Origin of the sequence: Devosia yakushimensis (assembly GCF_030159855.1) — a bacterium.
GTDB lineage: Bacteria > Pseudomonadota > Alphaproteobacteria > Rhizobiales > Devosiaceae > Devosia > Devosia yakushimensis.
In genome coordinates, this window is sequence record NZ_BSNG01000003.1 from 124,402 (window position 1) to 144,616 (window position 20,215).

Here is a 20,215-nt window from a genome sequence, read left to right on the forward strand (position 1 = left end):
AGGCCCTTCGCGGCCCGAAGGCGCGGCAAAGGTCCATTGCATGGACAAATCGAGGCCATTGCCCAGGCGGGCTCAAAGCCTCGTTTCTGTGAAATCGAAGGCGCCGGCCGGAAGGCTAGGCAGTGTCGTGGAACGTGCTCATCGTCTCTCTCCCGAATGGCGTTCAGGCCGCCGGCTTGTGCCGGTTCAAGCGCGCCCGCATTCCTCGGGCGACCACAACGGCCTCACCCGACGCGATCACCATAACAAGCAATTTCCGCTTTGCAAATGCATTCACAAATCAATTTGCAAATCGATTTTTCCAATGATAGCGATCCCTTCATGACAACGATTTCCAAAGTTGCCGAGCGCGCCGGCGTGTCGCGGACCACCGTCTCCCATGTGCTCAATCATGCCGATCGGGTCTCGGCCCATTTGCGTGCCCGCGTGCTGGAAGCGGTGGAGGAACTGGGCTATGTGCCCAATCCGCAGGCCCAGAGCCTGCGCACCGGCCGCACTAATATCGTGGCCCTGCTGATCCCCGATATCCGCAACCCCTTCTATCCCGAGCTGGTCAAGACGGCCCAATCCGATCTCGAGGCCATCGGGCTCGATACCATGATCTTCAATTCCGACGTGCCCGGTGGCCATCCCCAAGAGCACAACAAGGAATATCTCCGCCAGATCCGCAACAAGCGGGTCGATGGCCTGATCGTGGGCGATTTCGCGCTGCATCGCATGCATGACGAATTGCTCAAGCTCGATATCCCCACCGTCTTCATCGGCGATCTGCCCAACCACGCCGTCGACAGCGTCAGGATCGACGATTTCGGCGGCGGCCGCGCCATGGGCCAATATCTGGCCGGCCGGGGCCACAAGCGCATCGCCCATGTCACCGGCCCCAGCCATTTTGCCGAAGCCATGGCCCGCGCTGCGGGTCTCGAAGCTGGGCTCGCCGAAGCTGGCACCCCCGCCGCGCCTGAGCTGCGCTACGAGGGCACCTATCTCGCCCCTTCCGGCGAAGCGGCCGTCGACTGGCTGGTCGAAAACCACCGCCACGCCATGCCCAGCGCCATCTTTTTCGCCAATTACCTGATGGCCACGGCAGGCCTCGCCCGCCTCCACGATCACGGGCTTTCAGTGCCCAACGACATCGCCGTCGCCGTCTTTGGCGACCAGCCCGAAATGCGCTATGCCCGCCCCACCCTCACCCGCATCGGCGTCGCCCCCGCCGCCCTCGCCCACCGCGCCGTCGCCATGCTGATTGAACGCCTCAACGGCACCTATACCGGCGCCCCCCGCACCGAAGTGCTCGACTGCGCCCTCAAACAATTCGACAGCGCCTGAGCCAGCCGCGGCTAACGCCGGGTCATCCCATCCCGCCCCGCTGGCACCTTCCCGCCCCACCCACAATCGTCTCCCTCGGGCTCGACCCGAGGGCCACTCTCCCCCCAGCACAAGTGGCGAAAGACCCTCGGGTCAAGCCCGAGGGAAGCGACAATGATTGTCTAGAGATCACGCCAAACTCCCCCACCCACGAAACTCCCCTACCCACAACGTCATTCCCGCGCAGGCGGGAATCCATTCTTTTTGGGGCTTGTGAGAGCGGAAGGTGGATTCCCGCCTGCGCGGGAATGACGCAGTGGCACTGATCAAGAGGGGAGGGAACGAGGGTGGGGTGGCGAGTGCCCCAATCCATCGACCATCCCCCTTACTACCCCCGCAACCGATCCGCATAATCCCCCAGAAACACCCCAAGGCTCCGCGCCTTACGCCCCGTCACCTTTTCGATATCCCCGCTGATCCCGGCCGCCTCGCCCCGGGCGTAATGGGCATAGTCCTCAATCACCCCATCGGCCTGCCAATCGGGAAAATGGTAATCCCGCAGCACCTGCCGCATCTGTTCGGGGGCGATATCGACATAGCCCACCTCCCGCCCCAGCACAGTGCCGATCTGCCGGGCGATTTCGTCATGGGTCAGTGCTTCCGGCCCCGTCAGGTCGTAGCTTTTGCCGTCATGGCCCGGCTGGGTCAGCGCCGCGACAGCAACCGCCGCCAGGTCGCGCACATCCACCAGGCTCACCGCCCCGTCCCCGACCGGCGCGAAAATATTGCCCTGCTGGCGGATCGTCTCGCCGAAGGCCAGCAATTCCTGCATGAACAGGTTTGCCCGCAAAAAGGTATAGCTCAGCCCGCTCGCCTTGATCGCCGCTTCCACCGCCGCGTGGTAGCGCAGGAACCGCACAGGCGAAGCGGCATCGGCATGCACCTGGGAGAATTTGACGATGTGGCGGATACCGGCCGCCTTGGCCGCCGTAACGAACCCCAATTGCTGCGCCTCGGCCCGTTCCGACGAGCGGGTCAAAAGAAACGCCGTCTCCACCCCCTCAAGCGCCGCCGCCACGGAAGCGGCATCGTCGAGATCGCCCTCGACGGGAATAATATGGCTGAACCCGGCCAGCTTTTCGGCCGCTGCGGGCGAGCGGACCAGCGCCTTGGCGGTCACGCCCTGCTGGTCGAGAATTCTAGCGATTTCGAAGCCGACATTGCCGGTAGCGCCAGTGAGCAGGATCATTTTTGTCTCCGTGATGAAGCCGTGCCCGGAACCACCCCGGCCCCGCATCGGCCCGCCTAATATCGCTCCCGCTGGCCCTGCAATAAATTGACAATCTCTTCCACCTCGATAGTATAAAATGTATGAGCACTCCAACCGATTGGGAACGGCAGCGCGCCTTCCTCGCCGTATTGCGCGAGGGCAGCCTTTCGGGTGCGGCCCGGGCGCTCAATGTCGCCCAGCCCACCATTCGCCGCCGCATCGAAGACCTTGAGCGCGACCATGGTGTCGCCCTCTTTACCCGCGCCCCCAATGGCCTCATCCCCACCGCTATTGCGCTCGAGCTGGCCAGCCATGTCGAGGCCATGGCCAATGCCGCCGCGGCCTTTGCCCGCACCGCCTCCGCCGAGGCCGGCTCGGCCTCCGGCACGGTGCGCATCACCGCCAGCGAGGTCGTTGCCGTCGAAGTGCTGCCATCAATCCTGGCCCAATTGCACCAGGATCATCCCGGCCTCGTCATCGAACTCGGCCTCAACAATCGCAGCGAGGACCTGCTGGCCCGACAGGCCGATATCGCCGTGCGCATGACCCGCCCGCTCCAGGAAGCGCTGGTCGCCAAGCGGATCGGCGCCATCCGGCTTGGGCTCCATGCCCGGCGCGATTATCTCGACCGGCATGGCACGCCGGCCAGCCTCGAGGATCTCCAGCGCTTTGCCACCATCGGCTTTGAAACCGACCCGGTCGGCATCGCCGCCTATCGCGAAAAGGGTGTCACCCTGCAACGGGAAGATTTTGCCTTTCGCTGCAACAGCGATATCGGCCAATTGGCGGCCATTCGCGCCGGCATCGGCATCGGCATTTGCCACACCGGCATCGCCAGACGCGACCCCGGCCTGGTCCGGGTCCTCCCCGACACATTCGGCTTCGAGCTCGAAACCTGGGTCGTCACCCACGAAGACCTCCGCCACGTCGAACGCATCCGCCTCACCTTCGACGCCCTGGTCAAGGGCCTGCAGGATTACGCTGCGTCATAGGCACTTCGGTCAGCGATATGGCCCCAAATTCCGCCCCATCACAGTCGCTCCCTCGGGCTCGACCCGAGGGCCGCTCACCGCTTGTGCCGAACCGAGAAAGACCCTCGGGTCAAGCCCGAGGGAAGCGGCTGTGGGAAGAAGAGTTAGGAGTGCTCCTTGAGAACCACGGATCGCGTAATCAACCACGGCGTCATTCCCGCGCAGGCGGGAATCCATTCTTTCTTCCGACGTGCCAGGCAAAGAGTGGATTCCCGCCTGCGCGGGAATGACGTTGTTATTGTCGCACGGGCGCAGTGGCCGGCCTCAGCTGAAGAGCGACCGGTCCGCTACCCCTTCACCCCGGCCGACAGCATGATCGCCTGCGTCACCCGCCGCTGGAACACCAGATAGACGATAGCCACCGGCAGCCCCGCCACCACGGCCGAGGCCATCAACTTGCCATAGACGATGCCATAGGCGTCCTTGACCTGGGTAATGCCCACCGGCACCGTCATCGTCGCCTCGCCCGTTGCGGCGAGGAATGGCCAGAGGAAACTGTTCCACGCCCCGATAAAGGTGATGATGGCCAGGGCCGCCGTCACCCCCCAGTTCATCGGCAGGTAGATGCGGAACAGGATCTTGAAATGCCCCGCGCTATCCATCTGCGCCGCTTCGCGGAACTCCTTGGGCACCGAGTCGAAGAACTGCTTGTAGACGATGATCACCACCGGCACGATCAGCTGGGGCAGGATGATGCCGGCCCAGGTATTGAGCAGTTTGAACTGCGCCATCAGCACGAAATGGTTCACGATCAGCGCCTGCATCGGCACCATGAAACAGGCCAGGATCAGCACATAGATCACCCGCCGCCCCGGGAAATCGAGCTGGCTCAGCGCATAGGCGCAGCCCGCCGAACTGACGATCACCAGCGCCGTGATGATGAGCGAGGTGACCATCGAGTTCACATACCAGATGGCGATATTGGTGTTGTTCCAGATATGGATATAGCTGTCGAAGCTGAACCGGCCGGGCCAGAGACTATTGCTGCCCGAGATCACCTCGCTGTCCGGCTTTACCGACGTAATGATTGCCCAATAGATCGGGAAAAACGCCGCCAGCGCCGCCGCGAAGGTGATGAGCGTCAGGATCAGCCCGCCAATATCGATGGCGCGGTCCCGGTTGCCGCGTTCGGTGGCCTCGGCCACCCGGGGAAGGGCCTCGGCACTCATTTCTGACCTCGCGCGCGCAGCAATTGATATTGCAGGACACTCAGGATGATGATCATCCCGAACAGCAGCATGGCCGCGGTCGCCGCCTCACCGCCCTTGTTCTGCTGGAAGGCCAGCTTATAGACATATTGCACCAGCACGATCGTTGCGTCCTGCCGCCCGCCGATCGAGAACAGGTAGACCTGGTCGAAAATCTTGAGCTGGGCGATGAGCTGGATGGTCAGCACCAGCGCGGTTACCGGCCAGATCAGCGGCCAGGTGATACGGGTGAATTGCCGCCAGCGCCCTGCGCTGTCGAGCGACGCCGCCTCGTAGATTTCAGGCGAAATACTGCGCAGGCCGGCGATGAACAGCAGCACATTGAAGCCCAGCGTCCACCAGATGGTGACAAAGGCGACACTCGGCATGAAGAGCGGAATGGTGCGCGTCAGCGACAGCGGCTGGCCGCCATTGAACAGCCGCACCACATATTGCACCAGCCCATATTGCACATCGATGATCCAGTTCCAGGTGAGGAACACCACCGAGACGGGCAGGATATAGGGCAGGAAAAAGCAGGCGAGCACAAAGCCCTGTTGCCACCCCTTGAGGCGGTTCACCGCCAAGGCAATGGCCAGGCTCACCAGCGTATTGGGGATCACTGTCAGCAGCACGAAATAGGCGGTGTTCCAGAAGGCGGAATGAAACAGCTTGTGGCTGAGGATCTTGACGTAATTGTCCCAGCCCACCCATTCACCCGGCCCGATCAGCGGCGCCTTGGTGAAACTGAGCAGCGCCATCTGGATGGTGGGCCACACGAACAGCACGCCATAGATCACCACGAACGGCCCGACCAGAATAAGCGCGGTCAGATATTCGCTGCGTTTGTCCCTGAGCATGGCGTCACCTCCTGAAATTCGCGGCCACAAGCCCGACCGAATGGTTCCTGCGCCCCCTCCCCCTTGAGGGGAGGGCCAGGGTGGGGGTCGCGCGGTGGAATACACAACGACCCCCACCCTCAATCCCTCCCCTCAAGGGGGAGGGAGGCGAAGGCCCAACGTCGGGTCGCTCCTACAGCTGCCCGTTCAGATCATCCCGCATCTGCGCGGCGGCATCGGCGGGTTCGATCTCGCCGGTCGTGGCGGGATTGATGAAGTTGCTCCAGGCGTCGCCCAGGGGCGCGGCCGGCCCGGCCAGGATGGTGCGCGGATCGAACACGGCGGTATCGGCAAAGCCGGCATAGTCCGATTGGGGCTTCAGCGCCTGGAATTCGGCGCTTTCACGCACGGCGTTGAAAGCCGGGATATGGCCTGCGCCAGCCCAGTCGAGCGAGTGCTGGTCCATCCAGGCGATGACCTTCATCACCGCTTCGCGCTTGGCCGGATCGGCTTCCTTGCCGGCATTGGCGGGAATGACGAAGGCATGCGAGTCCGACCAGGCGGCCTTGTTCTCGAACAGTGTCGGCAATTCCACCGCACCCCATTCGAAGAGTTCTCCCTTGGCATGGAGGTCAACAAAGGTGGGGACTTCCCAATTGCCCATGATGAAGAAGGGCGCCTGGCCCGAGGTGAAGAGCGCCAGAGCCGCCGGGCTTTCCACCTGCACCGGCGTATAGCCCTTGTCCACCCAGCCCTTGACCACCTCGATCGCCGTGGTCAGCTTGGCCAGGTCCTCATCGGTGGGGAAGAAGCCGCCAGCGGCTTCATCGAACATGGTGCCGCCCTGCTGGCCGAACAGGCTATAAATGGTGCGATAGCGGTCGCCCGTCGGCGTCGAAATACCATACTTGCCATCGCCGGTGAATTTGGCGAGCACCGCATCGAAATTCTCCAGCCCATCGAGCCCGGTCGGCAGCCCGTTCGCGTCGAGCAGGCCGGCTTCCCCGAGCATGTCCTTGTTATAGTAGAGAATGAGGCCGTGCTGGTCGAACGGCACGGCGTAACGGGTGCCATCGACCTTGCCGGCGTCCGAAGCCGCCGCGGTGAAATCGGCATCGGAAATGCCGGCGCCCGCCAGGTCCTCGTCAGTGATTTCGCTCAGCGTGCCGCTATCGACCGCCAGCGGAATGCGGCTGAGGTGATAGGTGGCGATATCGGGCCCCTCCCCGATCGCGGCCGAGGTCTGCAGCTTGGTGTAGAAGGGCGTGCCCCATTCCAGCGTCGTGCCCTGGATCTGGATTTCCCCCTGATGCTCGGCATTGAAGCCGTCGATCAGCGCCTTCATGCGCACGCCGTCGCCGCCGGCCAGAAAGTCCCACCAGACGACATTCTGCTGCGCATGCGCCCCGGCCGCCAGGGCCAAAAAAGCGCTCGAAACCAGCGCCAGCCGTTTCAATGATTTCAGCATTATTCACTCCTCCCGAATGGATGCCCAATGTCTGCTCTTGGTCGGCAGCCCGGCGCATTGAGCACCTCGCCCGGCTGCCGTTATGCTGTTTCAGTCGGCGTGATAGGCTCTCCCGTCAGCGCCAAAAATATGCGTCGCCGCCCCATCGGGTCGCAGCGATACGGCCAGGCCCGGCTCCAGCGTGCTCTTGCCGACATCCTCGGCCACCACCAGCGCGCCATCGGCCAACCGCACATGCACCAGCGTCCGATCGCCCAGCCGCTCGACAATGTCGATTTTGCCGGCAAGGCTCCCCGTCCCGTCGCTCACCACGCGCAGGGCATCGGGCCGCACGCCCAGCGTCAGCCCCTCGGCCCCCGGCAGGCCGGCCATGGCAATATCGGTTTCGATCACCGAGCCGCCAGCCGTCACCATGGCCTTGCCGTCCCGCTCGGCAATGGCGGTGACGGGCAGGAAATTCATCGATGGCGACCCCACGAAACCTGCCACGAACCGGCTGGCCGGCCGCGAATAGACCTCCATCGGCGTGCCGATCTGCTCGATCCGGCGATTGTTCATCACCACGATCCGGCTCGCCAATGTCATGGCTTCGGTCTGATCATGGGTGACGAAAATCATCGTCGCCTTGATCCGGTTATGCAGCTGCGCCAGCTCCACCCGCGTCCGCACCCGCAGACCCGCATCGAGATTGGAGAGCGGTTCATCGAGCAGGAACGCCTCAGGCTCCCGCACAATGGCCCGGCCAATGGCCACGCGCTGCCGCTGCCCGCCCGAAAGTTGCGCCGGCCGCCGATCGAGCAATTGCACGATTTCCAGCATCCGCGCCGCATCGTCCACCCGCCGGGCGATTTCGGCCTTGTCGGTGCCGATATTCTGCAGCCCGAAGCTCATATTCTCGCGCACCGTCATATGCGGATAGAGCGCGTAATTCTGGAACACCATGGCCACGCCCCGCTGATTGGGCGGCAATTGATCGACCCGGCGGTCACCAATATGGATCTCTCCGGCATTGACCGCTTCAAGCCCGGCAATCATGCGCAGCAGCGTCGATTTCCCGCAGCCCGAAGGCCCCAGAAACACGATGAACTCGCCCGATTTGATATGCATCGAGACGCTCTCGAGCACACTGACGGCGCCATAGGACTTACTGACCTCGTTCAGAACGATATCGGCCATTTCTGTTCCTCCTCCTCGTGGCTGGCGCGGCATATTCACCGTCTTCCAACCTCTGCCGGTCTCCCGGCTTTATCGTCTCCTCGCCCACCGGCCCTTCCCTCGCCCCTTGTGGGAGAGGGACAGGATTTTTGCGTTCAGCAAAAATCCAGGGTGAGGGTCTCTCTCCTCCGCAGAGGAGCTTGCGGCGCGATCGCACCCCCCTCATCCCAACCGAATTCGCAGACGCGAATTCGGTGACCCTTGCGGGGCACCTTCTCCCACAAGGGGAGAAGGGAAAGCGCTCACCCAAAAACCTCTTGATCCACCTTCAATTCCTTTGCCGTCTGCACCACGGCATCGAACAAAGCCGCCGCCACCGGATCGGCGCCCGGCGCTTCCCGCGTCAACCGGAAAGTGGTCGCCACCACCCCGCCCCGGCCCACGCGCTTTTCCCCGATAATGGCCGCGGGCTTATGCACCCAGCCCACCACCATGCCGGCATGGACATTGGAGCCATATTCCCAGGGCCGGAACCCGGTCAGCAGGTGATGCGGCACCACGTCCGAGAAGCTGAGATCGAAGATCGGGCCGCCCGGAATATCGGCAAAAGGCCCATCGCGCCGCACCCAGGAAAAGCCCGCGATCCAGTCGCCGCGCCAGATCGTGCCGTCCCGTTCGACGAGGCTAATACCCGGCAGGTGCTGATCGAGGCTGGGGCGGAACTTGCGCCCATCGGCCACGATGCTGCGATGGGGCAATTCACCATCGGGCATATCGGTGCGTAGGTTATTGTTGGTCTTGACCGAGCCATCGGCCAGGATCACGTAACGCGCCCCCGCCTTGATGGCTTCGACGTCCCCGCCATCCACCGCATGGACGAGAACAAGATCGGCCTCGGCAGCCGGCACCACACGATAGCCGAGGCCGCTGGCATAATCTGCCAGTTTGGGATCGGCCGCCGCAATGCTGGGCAGGCCCGAAATATTGCGCGCCGCATACAGCGCGATATCGCAGGAATTGCGTGCCAGCACCTGCCCGCCCGCTTCCAGCACGAAATCGATCCGCGCCATCTGGTTTGCCGAAGCCGCCGGCATGGTCAGCTCGGCATCGATGGAAACGGTCGAAACCGTCCCCGCCGTCGCGACTGAAGCCTCACCGCTCACCGCCCCGCTCCAGCGCAGCACCGCGCCTTCGGGGATGCTCAACCCGCCGGTCGCAATCTTGATCGCAAAGCTCAGGGCTTCCCCGGCATAGGCCGAATAGCGCGCCGGGCGCGGCACGATGACGATATCGGTGTTGATTTCGGCAAAGACATCATGGAACACGCGCGGATTGCGCTCGATGTCGAGCAGGCCATTGGCCTCCCAATGCACGTCGGTAAATTCGGTGATCACATAGCCCATGATCGAAGCATGCTCGCGCATGGTCTCGATCTCGTAGCGCAGGTTCATGAACTGATACCACTGCACCGCCTCGATGAACCCATCGAACGAGCCGAAGGTGCGGTCGAGATCAAGCGCGCCAAAGCGCTCCTCGATGCCATGCGGCAGCGCCACGCCATCGCCCCAGAGCGAACCGGTTTCGAACCAATCCGGCTCGCTGCCATCCTTGCGGCGGAGTTTTGCTGGGTCGGGAAGCCCCCAGACGCCGAACTCGGAGACGATGAGAGGTTCATCGCCCCTTCGTTCGGCGTCGCCCAGGGAGGAGAATGTCCAATCGGCGCCGGCGGCGAACTGGGCGGTGATATCGTCCCATTCCTGCCGCCGCTCGGGCACCGAGCGGTAATAGTGATAGTCGTTGATATCGGTCTTGACGTGGAAATTGGGGAAGCAGGCCGAATTGTCGACCACCAGCCGCGTCGTGTCCTTGGCCTTCAGCCAATCATAGGTGTCCTTGACCCATTGGCGATGCTCCCCATTTTCGAGCATGCGCGTGCCCCAGTCCTCGTTAATGATCGTCCAGGCGATGATCGAGGGATGGTTGCGGTCGCGTTTGAGAATGCCTTCCATGGTCTGGCGCATGCGCGCGGCCGCCTTGGCGGTGAAATTGGCCACATTGGGAATTTCGGTCCAGATCAGCAGCCCAAACCGATCCGCCACGTCATAATAGCGCGGGTCCGGCACCTTGATATGGCAGCGCAGCAGGTTGAGCCCCAGATGCTTGGCCTTCTTCGCCTGGTCTTCGAGGAATTCCAGCGAGGGCGGCGTATAGATGCCATCGGGATAATAGTCCTGGTCCAGCGCGCCGCGCATATAAAGCGGCTCGCCATTGAGCAGCAGCTTGCCGTCCCGCGCCTCGATGCTGCGGAAGCCGAAAGAATGGGTCACCGCATCGGCATCGGCCAGCTCGACCGTCAGCGTATAAAGATTGGGGCTGTCGGGCGACCAGAGCTTGGGACTGGCCACCGAAAGCCCGGCCGTGACATCAGCGCCAGCGCTCACCTCGGTCTCGGCAACCAGCTTGCCATCGGCATCCTCGACGAAGACCCGCGCGGCAAGCCCCGCGGCGGCGGCCGTAAAACCCAGATCGACTGAGATCGCGCCATCGATGCCGGCCGCAATGGCAACGCTCTCGATATGCCGCGCATCGCGCGCTTCCAGCGAAACCGACTGCCACAGCCCGCCAATGCGGCCATACCAGCTGATCTTGCCATGCGGCACTTCGCCAAAGGGGTAGTCGGGATAGGCGCGATGGTCGGCCGAGGGCATGGTGACCCGCACTTCCACCTCGTTCTGCGCCTTCAGCAGATTGGCCGGCAGCACGATTTCGAACGGCAGGAAGGCCCCTTCATGGCTCCCGACCTCAGCGCCATTGAGCAGCACTTCGCAGAAATAGCTCACCGCCCCGAATTTGAGCGCCAGTTCGCCCGCACCCCACCCCTCGGGCAGCGTAAAGCTCCGCTTATAGACCGCATATCCGCTGGTATCGACCAGGTCGGAGAACTCGGCCTGCCACGGCGAGGGCACATGCGCCTCGCGCCACGGCCCGTCCTCATGCCGGAACTGCCAGACCCCGTCCAGCGACAGGCTGCGGCGTGCCGCCGATTGCGTTTGCTCGGCCCTGGCTTGAGCGCGATCCATCCTCATCCCTCGAAGTATTAGTTATATTATTATCACCTTATGATCCTTCCGAGAGACTGGCAAGGGGGACGATTTGCGCTTTTCAACGCTAACAGTCTGCTAGCGTATTCGGCTAAAAGGCTAACCAGATCAGGGGGTGGGTGAACGTGGAAAAACGCGCGACAATGGTCGATGTGGGCGAATTGGCCGGCGTCTCGCAGGCCACAGTTTCCCTGGTTCTCAATGGCGTTCCCAATGCCCGCGTCTCCCGCGCCACCCGCCGCCGCGTGCTCGATGCCGCCGAAACGCTGGGCTATCGCCGCGGCAAGACCCATCCGGTGCCGGAGGGCCGCCAGCGCGTCATCGGCCTCATCATTGACGAGGTCTCGACTACCCCCTTTGCCGCCCCTTTCATCGAAGGCGCCCGCGACGAAGCCGCGCTCCAGGGCGTCACCGTCGCCACCTTCTGCACCCGCTCCGATCCCCTGCTTGAACAGGCCGCCATCGACCTCCTGGTCGCCCAGAAAACCATCGGCATCATCTATGCCTCGTTGATCACCCGCCAGGTCAGCGTGCCCGACAGCTATGCCGAATTGCCCATCGTCCTGCTCAATTGCTACGAGCGCAAACTGCGCTACCCGTCCGTCGTGCCGGGCGACATTGTCGGCGGTTTCACCGCCACCGAAGCTTTGCTCCGGGCCGGCCATCGCCGCATTGCCCACTTCGCCGGGGAAACCTTTCTCGAGGCCTCGGTCGACCGGGAAAAGGGCTTCCGCCAGGCCATGGATAAATGGGATGTCCCGGTCCAGGACCAGCTCGTCACCCTTGGCGGCTGGACCATCCGCGCCGGTCGCGAACGCGCGCTGGAACTGCTGTCCCAGCCCAATCCGCCCACCGCCATTTTCTGCTTCAACGACCGCATGGCCATTGGCTGCTACGAGGCCGCCCGCATGCTGGGCATGCGCGTGCCCGAAGACATATCCATTGTCGGCTTCGATGACGAAGACCTCTCCGCCTATCTCGATCCGCGCCTCTCCACCATGGTCCTGCCGCATGACGAAATGGCCCGCTGGGCCGTCGGCCAATTGCTCGACGGCTACGAAGCCGCCGACCAGGACGAACGCCTGCAGAAGATCAAGATCGAATGCGAATTCATCGAACGGGAATCAATCGCCCCGCCAAGGGGTTAATTCCCAGAAGACCGCATGGCGTGTCGAACCACGACCCACCCACAACGTCATTCCCGCGCAGGCGGGAATCCATTCTTCCTTCGTCCGAGCGCGATCGCCAGAGTGGATTCCCGCCTGCGCGGGAATGACGCCGTGAACGATTTTCGCATGGCGGGCGATCTATCGCCCCTTCGGCGCCGCCACCGAATCCCGCTCGACCAGCGGGCATTCCAGCTTGGTCAGCGGGTACCGCACCGCAATCTGCCCCGCCAGCTCGTCCAATTGCTCGACAATCCACTGCCCCATCGCCCGATGCGGCAGGATGGACGTGGTCAGCCGCGGATGCAGGTGCCGCGAGATTTCCTCGTCGTCATAGCCGATCACCGACATGTCGCGGGGAATATCAAGCCCGGCTTCCTTCAGCGCCTCGTAGCAGCCGATCGCCGTGCGGTCGTTTTGGCAGAAGATCGCCGTCGGCGGTTCGGGCAGCGCCAATAGCTTGCGCGTCGCTTCATAGCCCGCACTGGCCGACCAATCCCCTTCGACAACCAACGCCGAGTCGAACGGAATATCGGCCGTCGCCAGCGCCCGCCGATAGCCCTTGAGCCGGTCCTGCGCCGCCTCCATCCAGATTTCCCCGGTAATGGTGGCGATGCGCCTGTGCCCATGCTCGATCAGGTGCCGCGTGCTGCGCTGCCCGCCAGCGATTTCGCTGGGCACCACGGCGGGATGGGATTGCCCCTCCGTGTAGCAATTGAGCAGGAAAACCGGAATGTCGAGCGCCAGCAGACCGGGGCTGAGCTCCACTTCGCGGGTGAAAATCGTCATATAGACCAGCGCCGAAACGCCCTGTTCGACAAAGGCCTCGACCAGGCCTGCCTCGGTCTCGGCATCGTTGAAGCTCTGCGCCACCAGCACCAGATCGCCCTTGGCGCGCGAGGCCGTGCTCACCCCCTCGATCGCCACCACCGCTTCCGGGCTCGTCGCCAACTGGTCGGCGATGAACCCGATCCGCCGCTCGCCCCCGGCCGCCCGCACCGGCATGTGCCGGCCATTGAGCGCATTGGCATAGCCCAGCCGCCGCGCCGCCTCGAACACGCGGTCGCGTGTTTCCGCCGACAATTTTATCCCCGGGGCATGGTTGAGCACGAAAGATACCGTGGCCTGCGAACATCCCGCCTCGCGCGCCACATCGGTCATGGTCACCCGCCGCGACTGCCCCCGCCGCCCCCGGCCCATTCCGCCGGAAACACTTCCATCATCTGCTTGCCTCGTCATCCCGCCGACCCCAAGCCCTTCGCCATCGCTAATATTATAAGCCAGACATTATCAAGCATAAGCAACTTTTGCAGAAACCGCCATAACCGGCCCGCACGGCAAAGCGCGGGCCGGAATGCCGCCTAGATGCTGGCCTGCACCTTATGCAGATTGGCATAGAGCCCATCGGCCGCCATCAGGACGTCATGGCTTCCCTCCTCGCCGATTCCCTCCTCGGTCAGCACCAGGATGCGGTCGGCATTGCGCACCGTGGACAGACGATGGGCGATGACGATCGTGGTCCGTCCCCGGGTAAGGGCCAATAGGGATTGCTGCACCGCCCGCTCGCTCTCATTGTCGAGCGCACTGGTGGCCTCGTCGAAGATCAGGATAGCCGGGTCCTTGAGAAAGGCCCGGGCGATGGTGAGCCGCTGCTTCTGCCCACCCGAGAGCTTGACGCCGCGCTGGCCGATATCGGTATCATAGCCCTGGGGCAATGCCATGATGAACTCATGGGCATTGGCCGCCCGGGCCGCCGCCTCGATTTCCTCGAATGAAGCATCGGGCCGCCCATAGCGCAGATTGTCGGTCACCGTGCCGCTGAACAGATAGATATCCTGCTGCACCACCCCCACATTGCGCCGCAGCGAGGCCATGGTGACATCGCGCACATCCTTGCCATCGATCAGGATGGCTCCGCCGCTCACCTCGTAAAACCGGGGGATGAGCGCGCACAGCGTGCTCTTGCCCACGCCGGACGGTCCCACCAGGGCAACGAACTCACCCGGCTCGATATCGAGCGATAGCTTGCTGAGCACATGCGGTCCGCTATCCTCGTAGCGGAAGCTGACATCGCGGAAACTGACCGCACCGGCCACGCCACTAAGCTCCACCGCCCCGGGCCGATCCTCGATATCGGGCGCTACATCGAGCAATTCCATGGCCCGCACGAAGCCGGTATAGCCCTCCTGCCAGAGCCGGACGAAATTGGCCAGCCGCTGCACCGGATCGACCAGCACCGCCACGCAGAGCAGGAAGGTCAGCATGTCGGCAACGCCGAGCCCCGCCGTGAGCACACGGACCGCCCCGATCACGATGACCAGCACGGTCACCAATTGCGCGAAGGTTTCGGTGCCCACCGAAAAATAGGCCTCGCTGCAATAGCCATCCCGGCGGCTTTCGAGAAACCGCTGGTTTTCCGCCTCGAAACGCTCGGCCTCTATGGCTTCATTGGCGAAAGACTGCACCACCCTTATGCCCGATAGGGCGTCCTCCACCCGCTCGTTGACGGAGGCGATATGCTCCTTGCTCTGCCGCAGGGCGATATTCATGCGACGATTGAAATAGAGGGCATAAAGCACAGCCAGGGGCGTCAGCGCCGCGATCAGCCCCGCCAGCACCGGATCGATGAAGAAGAGGATAACCATCGCCCCGGTGAATTTGAGCAGGGCAATGGAGAGATCCTCCGGCCCGTGATGGAAGAGTTCGCCCAGCCACAGCGAGTCATTGGTGATCCGGCTCATCAATTGCCCGACGCGCTGCCGGTCGTAAAAGCCGAAAGACAGCTTCTGGCAGTGCTCGAACAATTCCTTGCGTACAAAGGCCTCGATCTTGGCGCCCATCATATGGCCCTGGTAATCGACGAAAAACGTCGCCAGCACCTGGATGGCCAGAACGCCCACCATCAAGCCGCCCATGGCATAGATCTGTCCCAGTGCCTCGGGCACTTCGGGCAACTCGATCAGCCGTTTGGTGACGTAATTGGCGCAGAGCGGCAGCAGCAATGCCGTGGCCGCGACCAACAGGGCGCAGGCGAGATCCGCCACCAGCAGCGGCAGATGCGGCCTATAATAGGAGAGAAATTTTCGCACACGGCCAGACCCGCCACGCCCGCTGCTTTGCGGTTGTGTCGATCGGCCGGCGGAAACCTGTTTTAGGAAATAGCTATGACGCGCCTTTGCATGCGTCCTCGCCCGTGGAAATCGGATTTGCATAAAGCTTCATGTCCTGTTGAACTTTTCCTTTCTGATTGGACACGAAGGTTTTCATCTTGCTCTCCTGCAACGGGCTACGATAGCGCGCGGACTATGCCGTGATCTGCCGGCGCGAACAACCCCGTCATTGCCAAATATGCGACAATTTGACCCGGGCCTTTTCCCGGCCGCGCAGAATTTTCTTTGCACCCACAGGCGGCTAGAGCCTGCCGGCTTGTCAGTAAATTAACTTAAGACAAGCCATGTTTTGCCTGGATCGACATGACCACCCAGCCAGTACCGGCTGAGGCATTGCCAGGAGGCTACCGCTTTGATGACCGCATTCGCGCGCGCTGCACCTTAAGCCGGCTCCCGCCGGCTCGTCGAAGCCACCGGCTTCTTTCATCCCCTCATCAGAGTTCCATATTCTCATGCTCAAGATCGTGACCGGCAGCATTGCGCGCCGCATGTCCGCCCTGTTGCTGCTGTTCGTTCTCGGCTTTGCCGGTCTGACCGCCTACCAGCTCACCAATACCCACAATAACCTGATCGACCTCAAAAAGGCCGAGATCAAAAGCGTCATCGAAACGGCCGTGACCATGCTCGGCAATTACGATGCCCGCGTGCAGGCCGGCGAAATGACGCTGGAAGCAGCCCAGACCGAAGCCAAGGCCATGCTGCACGCCATCAACTATTCGGGCGACGACTACGTTTTCGCGGTGACCCACGACTACGTCATGATCGTCAACGCCAATCCGGCCGTGGTCGACACCAACATGCGCGACCGCACCGACACCGCCGGCAAGCGCTTCATCGAGGAATATACCGATGGCGCGCGGACCCAGGGCTCCATCTTCACCACTTTCGGCTTCAACCTGAACAGCCAGAAGCCCAATGAGCCGGTCAACGAGGTCCAGAAGCTGACCTATGTGCAGAATTTCGCACCCTGGTCCTGGGCCATCGGCACGGGCGTCCTGCAGACCGATATCGACGCGATCTATCAGGAAAACGCGCTGACCAGCGCTCTTATCGCTCTGGCCGTCATTGCCGGCCTGGTCCTGGTGGGCTGGCTGATCGTGCGCAGCCTGACCAAGCCGATCACCGCGCTCAATGGCCAGATGGCCGAGCTGGCCGATGGCAAGTTCGACATCACCATCCAGGGGACCAACCGCCCCGACGAGATCGGCGCCATGGCGCGTGCCGTCGAGGTCTTCCGCGACAATGGCGAAAAGATCGCCCATATGACCGAAGCCGAGGCAGCCCGCATCATCCGCGATGAGGCTTCGCGCAAGGAAATGATGAGCGAACTGCAAAGCGCGTTCGGTTCGGTGGTCGATGCCGCCGCCGAGGGTGATTTCTCCCAGCGCGTCACCACCGAATTCCCCGATCCCGAACTCAACGCCCTGGCCGACAGCGTCAATAGCCTGGTCAAAACCGTCGATACCGGCCTTTCCGAAACCAGCCAGGTGCTCTCGGCCCTGGCCAATGCCGACCTCACCAAGCGCATCGAAGGCCTCTATGAGGGCGCCTTCGGGCGGCTGAAGGACGACACCAACGCGGTGGCCATCAAGTTCTCCGAGATCGTCGGCCGCCTGCGTGAAACCTCCGGCCAGCTCAAGCTCGCCACCGGGGAAATCCTCTCGGGTGCCAATGACCTCTCCGAGCGCACCACCAAGCAGGCCGCGACCATCGAAGAGACCAGCGCTGCCATGGAGCAACTGGCCGCAACGGTCACCCAGAACTCGACCCGCGCCAAATCGGCCAGCGACAATGCCATCGCCTCGACCCGCTCGGCCGAGGAAGGCGGCGTGGTCATGGCCGAGGCCACCCAGGCCATGGAGCGCATCGCCACCTCCTCGTCCAAGATCTCCAACATTATCGGCATGATCGACGACATCGCCTTCCAGACCAATCTTCTGGCGCTCAACGCCTCGGTCGAAGCGGCCCGCGCCGGTGAAGCCGGCAAGGGCTTTGCCGTGGTCGCCGTGGAAGTGCGCCGCCTGGCCCAGTCCTCGGCTCAGGCGTCCACCGAGGTCAAGGCGCTGATCGAGCAGAGCGCTCTCGAAGTACGCGGCGGCACCAAGCTGGTGGCCGACGCCGCAGCCAAGCTCGATGAAATGCTGGACGGCGTCCGTGCCAATTCCGAACTGCTCGAAGGCATTGCCCGCGACAGCTCGGAACAGGCCAGCGCCATCCAGGAAGTGGGTGTCGCCGTCCGCCAGATGGACGAGATGACCCAGCACAATGCCGCGCTGGTCGAGGAGATCAACGCCTCGATCGAACAGACCGAAGGCCAGGCCACTCAGCTCGACGGCATTGTCGACATCTTCTCGGTCCATCAGGCACCGGCCGAGCCGGTCCGCCATGTCGCTCCTACCCGCCGCGCGCCCGCCTACCGCAGTGCCGGCAATGCCGCGATCAAGGCCGACGATTGGGAAAGCTTCTGATCGCCATCCCGCACCAAACTGCCACGGCCCTCCTCTGCGGGAGGGCCGTTTTTATTTTGGGAAGTTCGGCAGACCGCGGCTCTCCAAGCCCAACTATTGCGCCGCGACCGTGTCGGGGTCGAGAAACCCGCCGGACTGCCGCTGCCAGAGATGGGCATAATGGCCACCCAGCGCCAATAGCTCCGAATGGGTGCCCTGTTCCACGATCTGTCCCTTTTCCAGCACGACCAGCCGGTCCATGGCGGCAATGGTCGATAGCCGATGGGCAATGGCGATCACGGTCTTGCCGGCCATCAGCTGCTCGAGCTGGCTCTGGATCGCCGCTTCGACCTCGCTGTCCAGCGCCGAGGTCGCTTCGTCCAGCATCAGGATCGGCGCATTCTTGAGCAGCACCCGGGCAATGGCCACACGCTGGCGTTGCCCGCCGGAAAGCTTGACGCCCCGCTCCCCGACCTGCGCGTCATAGCCAGTACGCCCCTTGAAATCGACCAGGTCGTCGATGAACTCGTCGGCCTCCGCCATCTGCGCGGCGCTGACCATTTCCTCCTCGCTGGCATCGGGCCGGCCGAAGACGATATTGGCCCGCACCGAACGGTGCAGCAGGGCCGTATCCTGCGTCACCACCCCGATATTAGCCCGCAACGAGGCCTGCGTGACCTGGGAAATATCCTGCCCGTCTATGGTAATGCGCCCACCCTGCAGGTCGTAAAACCGCAGCAGCAGGCTCACCAGCGTTGATTTTCCCGCCCCGGACCGGCCGATCAGCCCCACCCGCTCGCCCGGCGCAATATCGAGGCTGAGGCCATCGATAATCCCGCTTTGCTTGCCATAGTGGAAATCCACAGCATCGAAATGGATGTGCCCTTCGGTGACGGCAAGGGGCCCGGCTCCCGCCATGTCGACCAGGCCCAGCGGCCGGGCGATCAACTCGGCCGAATTCTGCGCCGTGCCGTAATTGCGCATCAAGCCATTGAGCTGGTTCATCATCCGGCCCAGCAGGTTATAAAGCCGCAGCACCAAGCCGAGCGTGAAGGCCACGCCCCCGACCGAGATCAGGCCTTGCGTCCACAAATGCACCGAGAGGGCGCCAATGCCGGCAATGGCAATGCCCGACAGCATGCCCATGGCCGACCGGACGCCCACCAGAGTACGCGCCAAAGTGGTCATGGAGCCGAGAAACTTATCGAAACCACGCCGCACGAAGCGGTCGTCTTCATCGGCCGAACCAAACAGCTTGAGCGTCTGGATATTGGAAAAACTGTCGACGATCCGCCCCGTCAGGGCCGAAGCCGCCTCGGCCGCCGCCGCCGAACGCTGGCGCATGCGTGGCACGTAATACCAGGCCAGCCCCGAAAACGCGACGATCCACAAGGCCACCGCCCCGCCCAGCCGCCAGTCGAGCTGGCCCACCAGCACCAGGGTCGTCACCGCATAGACGGCGATGAACCAGACGACCTGCAGCAGCGCCACCATGAAATCGCCCACCGCCCCACCGCTCTGCCAGACCTTGCTGGCGATGGCGCCAGAAAAATCGTTCTGGAAGAAGCTGAGGCTCTGGCGGATCACATGGGCATAGGCCTGCCAGCGCACCAGATTGTAAAAGCCCAGATTGACCGTCTGTTCTTCGACGGTCGCCGACAGCCAGGTCACGACGAACCTTACGCCCAGCACCACGACGAGCATGACGACAAGCTCTGTGCCGTTGGCCGCGATCAATCCGTCCCAGCCTGCCCCCTGATTGGCCGCATCGAGCATGTCGACCAGCCGGCCCACATAGTAGAACAGCGCCGCCTCGACTAGCGCCACGGCGCCACCCAGGATCAGCAGCGACAGGAAGGGCAGCTTTGCCTGGCGGATATAGTGCCAGAAAAAGCGCGGTCCCGCGGCGGGCGGTTGCAAATTGTCGGTGTGCCGGAACGGATCGAGCCAAGACTCGAATATTCGGTGAAAGGGGCTGAACAGGCTCATGCACTCACGATACGGCTGCCGCGGCAACCTGACCATTGGCGGCAGATTAAAAAAAAGCAATGCGGCACCCAAGGACCTGCCGAGCGG

General features: G+C 63.0%; 13 protein-coding genes. 4 read left to right on the forward strand and 9 right to left on the reverse strand.

Annotated features, from left to right (window positions below; translation table 11 throughout):
• Nucleotides 1-321 precede the first annotated feature (321 nt).
• The gene (locus tag QQL79_RS19160) at nucleotides 322-1,326 is read left to right on the forward strand and encodes a LacI family DNA-binding transcriptional regulator (RefSeq protein WP_284393586.1); all 1,005 of its coding nucleotides are present in this window, start codon (nucleotides 322-324) and stop codon (nucleotides 1,324-1,326) included.
• 367 nt (nucleotides 1,327-1,693) lie between these two features.
• Here QQL79_RS19160 and QQL79_RS19165 read toward each other — a convergent pair whose 3' ends face one another.
• Complete coding sequence (locus QQL79_RS19165; RefSeq protein WP_284393588.1) at nucleotides 1,694-2,554, reverse strand: SDR family oxidoreductase; 861 nt, start codon at nucleotides 2,552-2,554, stop codon at nucleotides 1,694-1,696.
• A gap of 122 nt (nucleotides 2,555-2,676) precedes the next feature.
• Between QQL79_RS19165 and QQL79_RS19170 the strand changes: the two genes are divergently transcribed.
• Nucleotides 2,677-3,567, forward strand: a complete 891-nt coding sequence (locus tag QQL79_RS19170) for a LysR family transcriptional regulator (protein ID WP_284393590.1) — start codon at nucleotides 2,677-2,679, stop codon at nucleotides 3,565-3,567.
• A 326-nt stretch (nucleotides 3,568-3,893) separates the two neighbouring features.
• Here QQL79_RS19170 and QQL79_RS19175 read toward each other — a convergent pair whose 3' ends face one another.
• From QQL79_RS19175 to QQL79_RS19195, 5 genes are all read right to left on the reverse strand, one after another.
• Nucleotides 3,894-4,775, reverse strand: coding sequence for a carbohydrate ABC transporter permease (locus QQL79_RS19175; RefSeq protein WP_284393593.1), 882 nt, complete (start codon nucleotides 4,773-4,775; stop codon nucleotides 3,894-3,896).
• Nucleotides 4,772-5,653: a carbohydrate ABC transporter permease gene (locus QQL79_RS19180; RefSeq protein WP_284393595.1), complete on the reverse strand. Its 882-nt coding sequence runs from the start codon at nucleotides 5,651-5,653 to the stop codon at nucleotides 4,772-4,774. The genes QQL79_RS19175 and QQL79_RS19180 overlap by 4 nt, the downstream gene beginning before the upstream one ends.
• Before the next feature lie 172 nt (nucleotides 5,654-5,825).
• Nucleotides 5,826-7,100: an extracellular solute-binding protein gene (locus QQL79_RS19185; protein WP_284393597.1), complete on the reverse strand. Its 1,275-nt coding sequence runs from the start codon at nucleotides 7,098-7,100 to the stop codon at nucleotides 5,826-5,828.
• Nucleotides 7,101-7,190: 90 nt separating this feature from the next.
• Complete coding sequence (locus QQL79_RS19190; protein ID WP_284393598.1) at nucleotides 7,191-8,276, reverse strand: ABC transporter ATP-binding protein; 1,086 nt, start codon at nucleotides 8,274-8,276, stop codon at nucleotides 7,191-7,193.
• Nucleotides 8,277-8,557: 281 nt separating this feature from the next.
• Nucleotides 8,558-11,335: a glycoside hydrolase family 2 protein gene (locus QQL79_RS19195; protein WP_284393600.1), complete on the reverse strand. Its 2,778-nt coding sequence runs from the start codon at nucleotides 11,333-11,335 to the stop codon at nucleotides 8,558-8,560.
• 146 nt (nucleotides 11,336-11,481) lie between these two features.
• Between QQL79_RS19195 and QQL79_RS19200 the strand changes: the two genes are divergently transcribed.
• Nucleotides 11,482-12,504 carry a LacI family DNA-binding transcriptional regulator gene (locus QQL79_RS19200; RefSeq protein ID WP_284393602.1) on the forward strand — a complete coding sequence of 341 codons (1,023 nt, stop codon included), beginning with the start codon at nucleotides 11,482-11,484 and terminating at the stop codon, nucleotides 12,502-12,504.
• Nucleotides 12,505-12,663: 159 nt separating this feature from the next.
• Here the strand turns inward: QQL79_RS19200 and QQL79_RS19205 are convergent, their stop codons facing one another.
• The gene (locus tag QQL79_RS19205) at nucleotides 12,664-13,722 is read right to left on the reverse strand and encodes a LacI family DNA-binding transcriptional regulator (RefSeq protein WP_284393982.1); all 1,059 of its coding nucleotides are present in this window, start codon (nucleotides 13,720-13,722) and stop codon (nucleotides 12,664-12,666) included.
• A 161-nt stretch (nucleotides 13,723-13,883) separates the two neighbouring features.
• Nucleotides 13,884-15,611: an ABC transporter ATP-binding protein gene (locus QQL79_RS19210; protein WP_370461267.1), complete on the reverse strand. Its 1,728-nt coding sequence runs from the start codon at nucleotides 15,609-15,611 to the stop codon at nucleotides 13,884-13,886.
• Between the two features lie 533 nt (nucleotides 15,612-16,144).
• On the opposite strand from QQL79_RS19210, the gene QQL79_RS19215 reads away from it, so the two are divergent.
• Nucleotides 16,145-18,160, forward strand: coding sequence for a methyl-accepting chemotaxis protein (locus tag QQL79_RS19215; protein WP_284393606.1), 2,016 nt, complete (start codon nucleotides 16,145-16,147; stop codon nucleotides 18,158-18,160).
• 93 nt (nucleotides 18,161-18,253) lie between these two features.
• On the opposite strand, the gene QQL79_RS19220 is transcribed toward QQL79_RS19215, so the two are convergent.
• Nucleotides 18,254-20,128, reverse strand: coding sequence for an ABC transporter ATP-binding protein (locus QQL79_RS19220; protein WP_284393608.1), 1,875 nt, complete (start codon nucleotides 20,126-20,128; stop codon nucleotides 18,254-18,256).
• Between the last annotated feature and the right edge of the window lie 87 nt (nucleotides 20,129-20,215).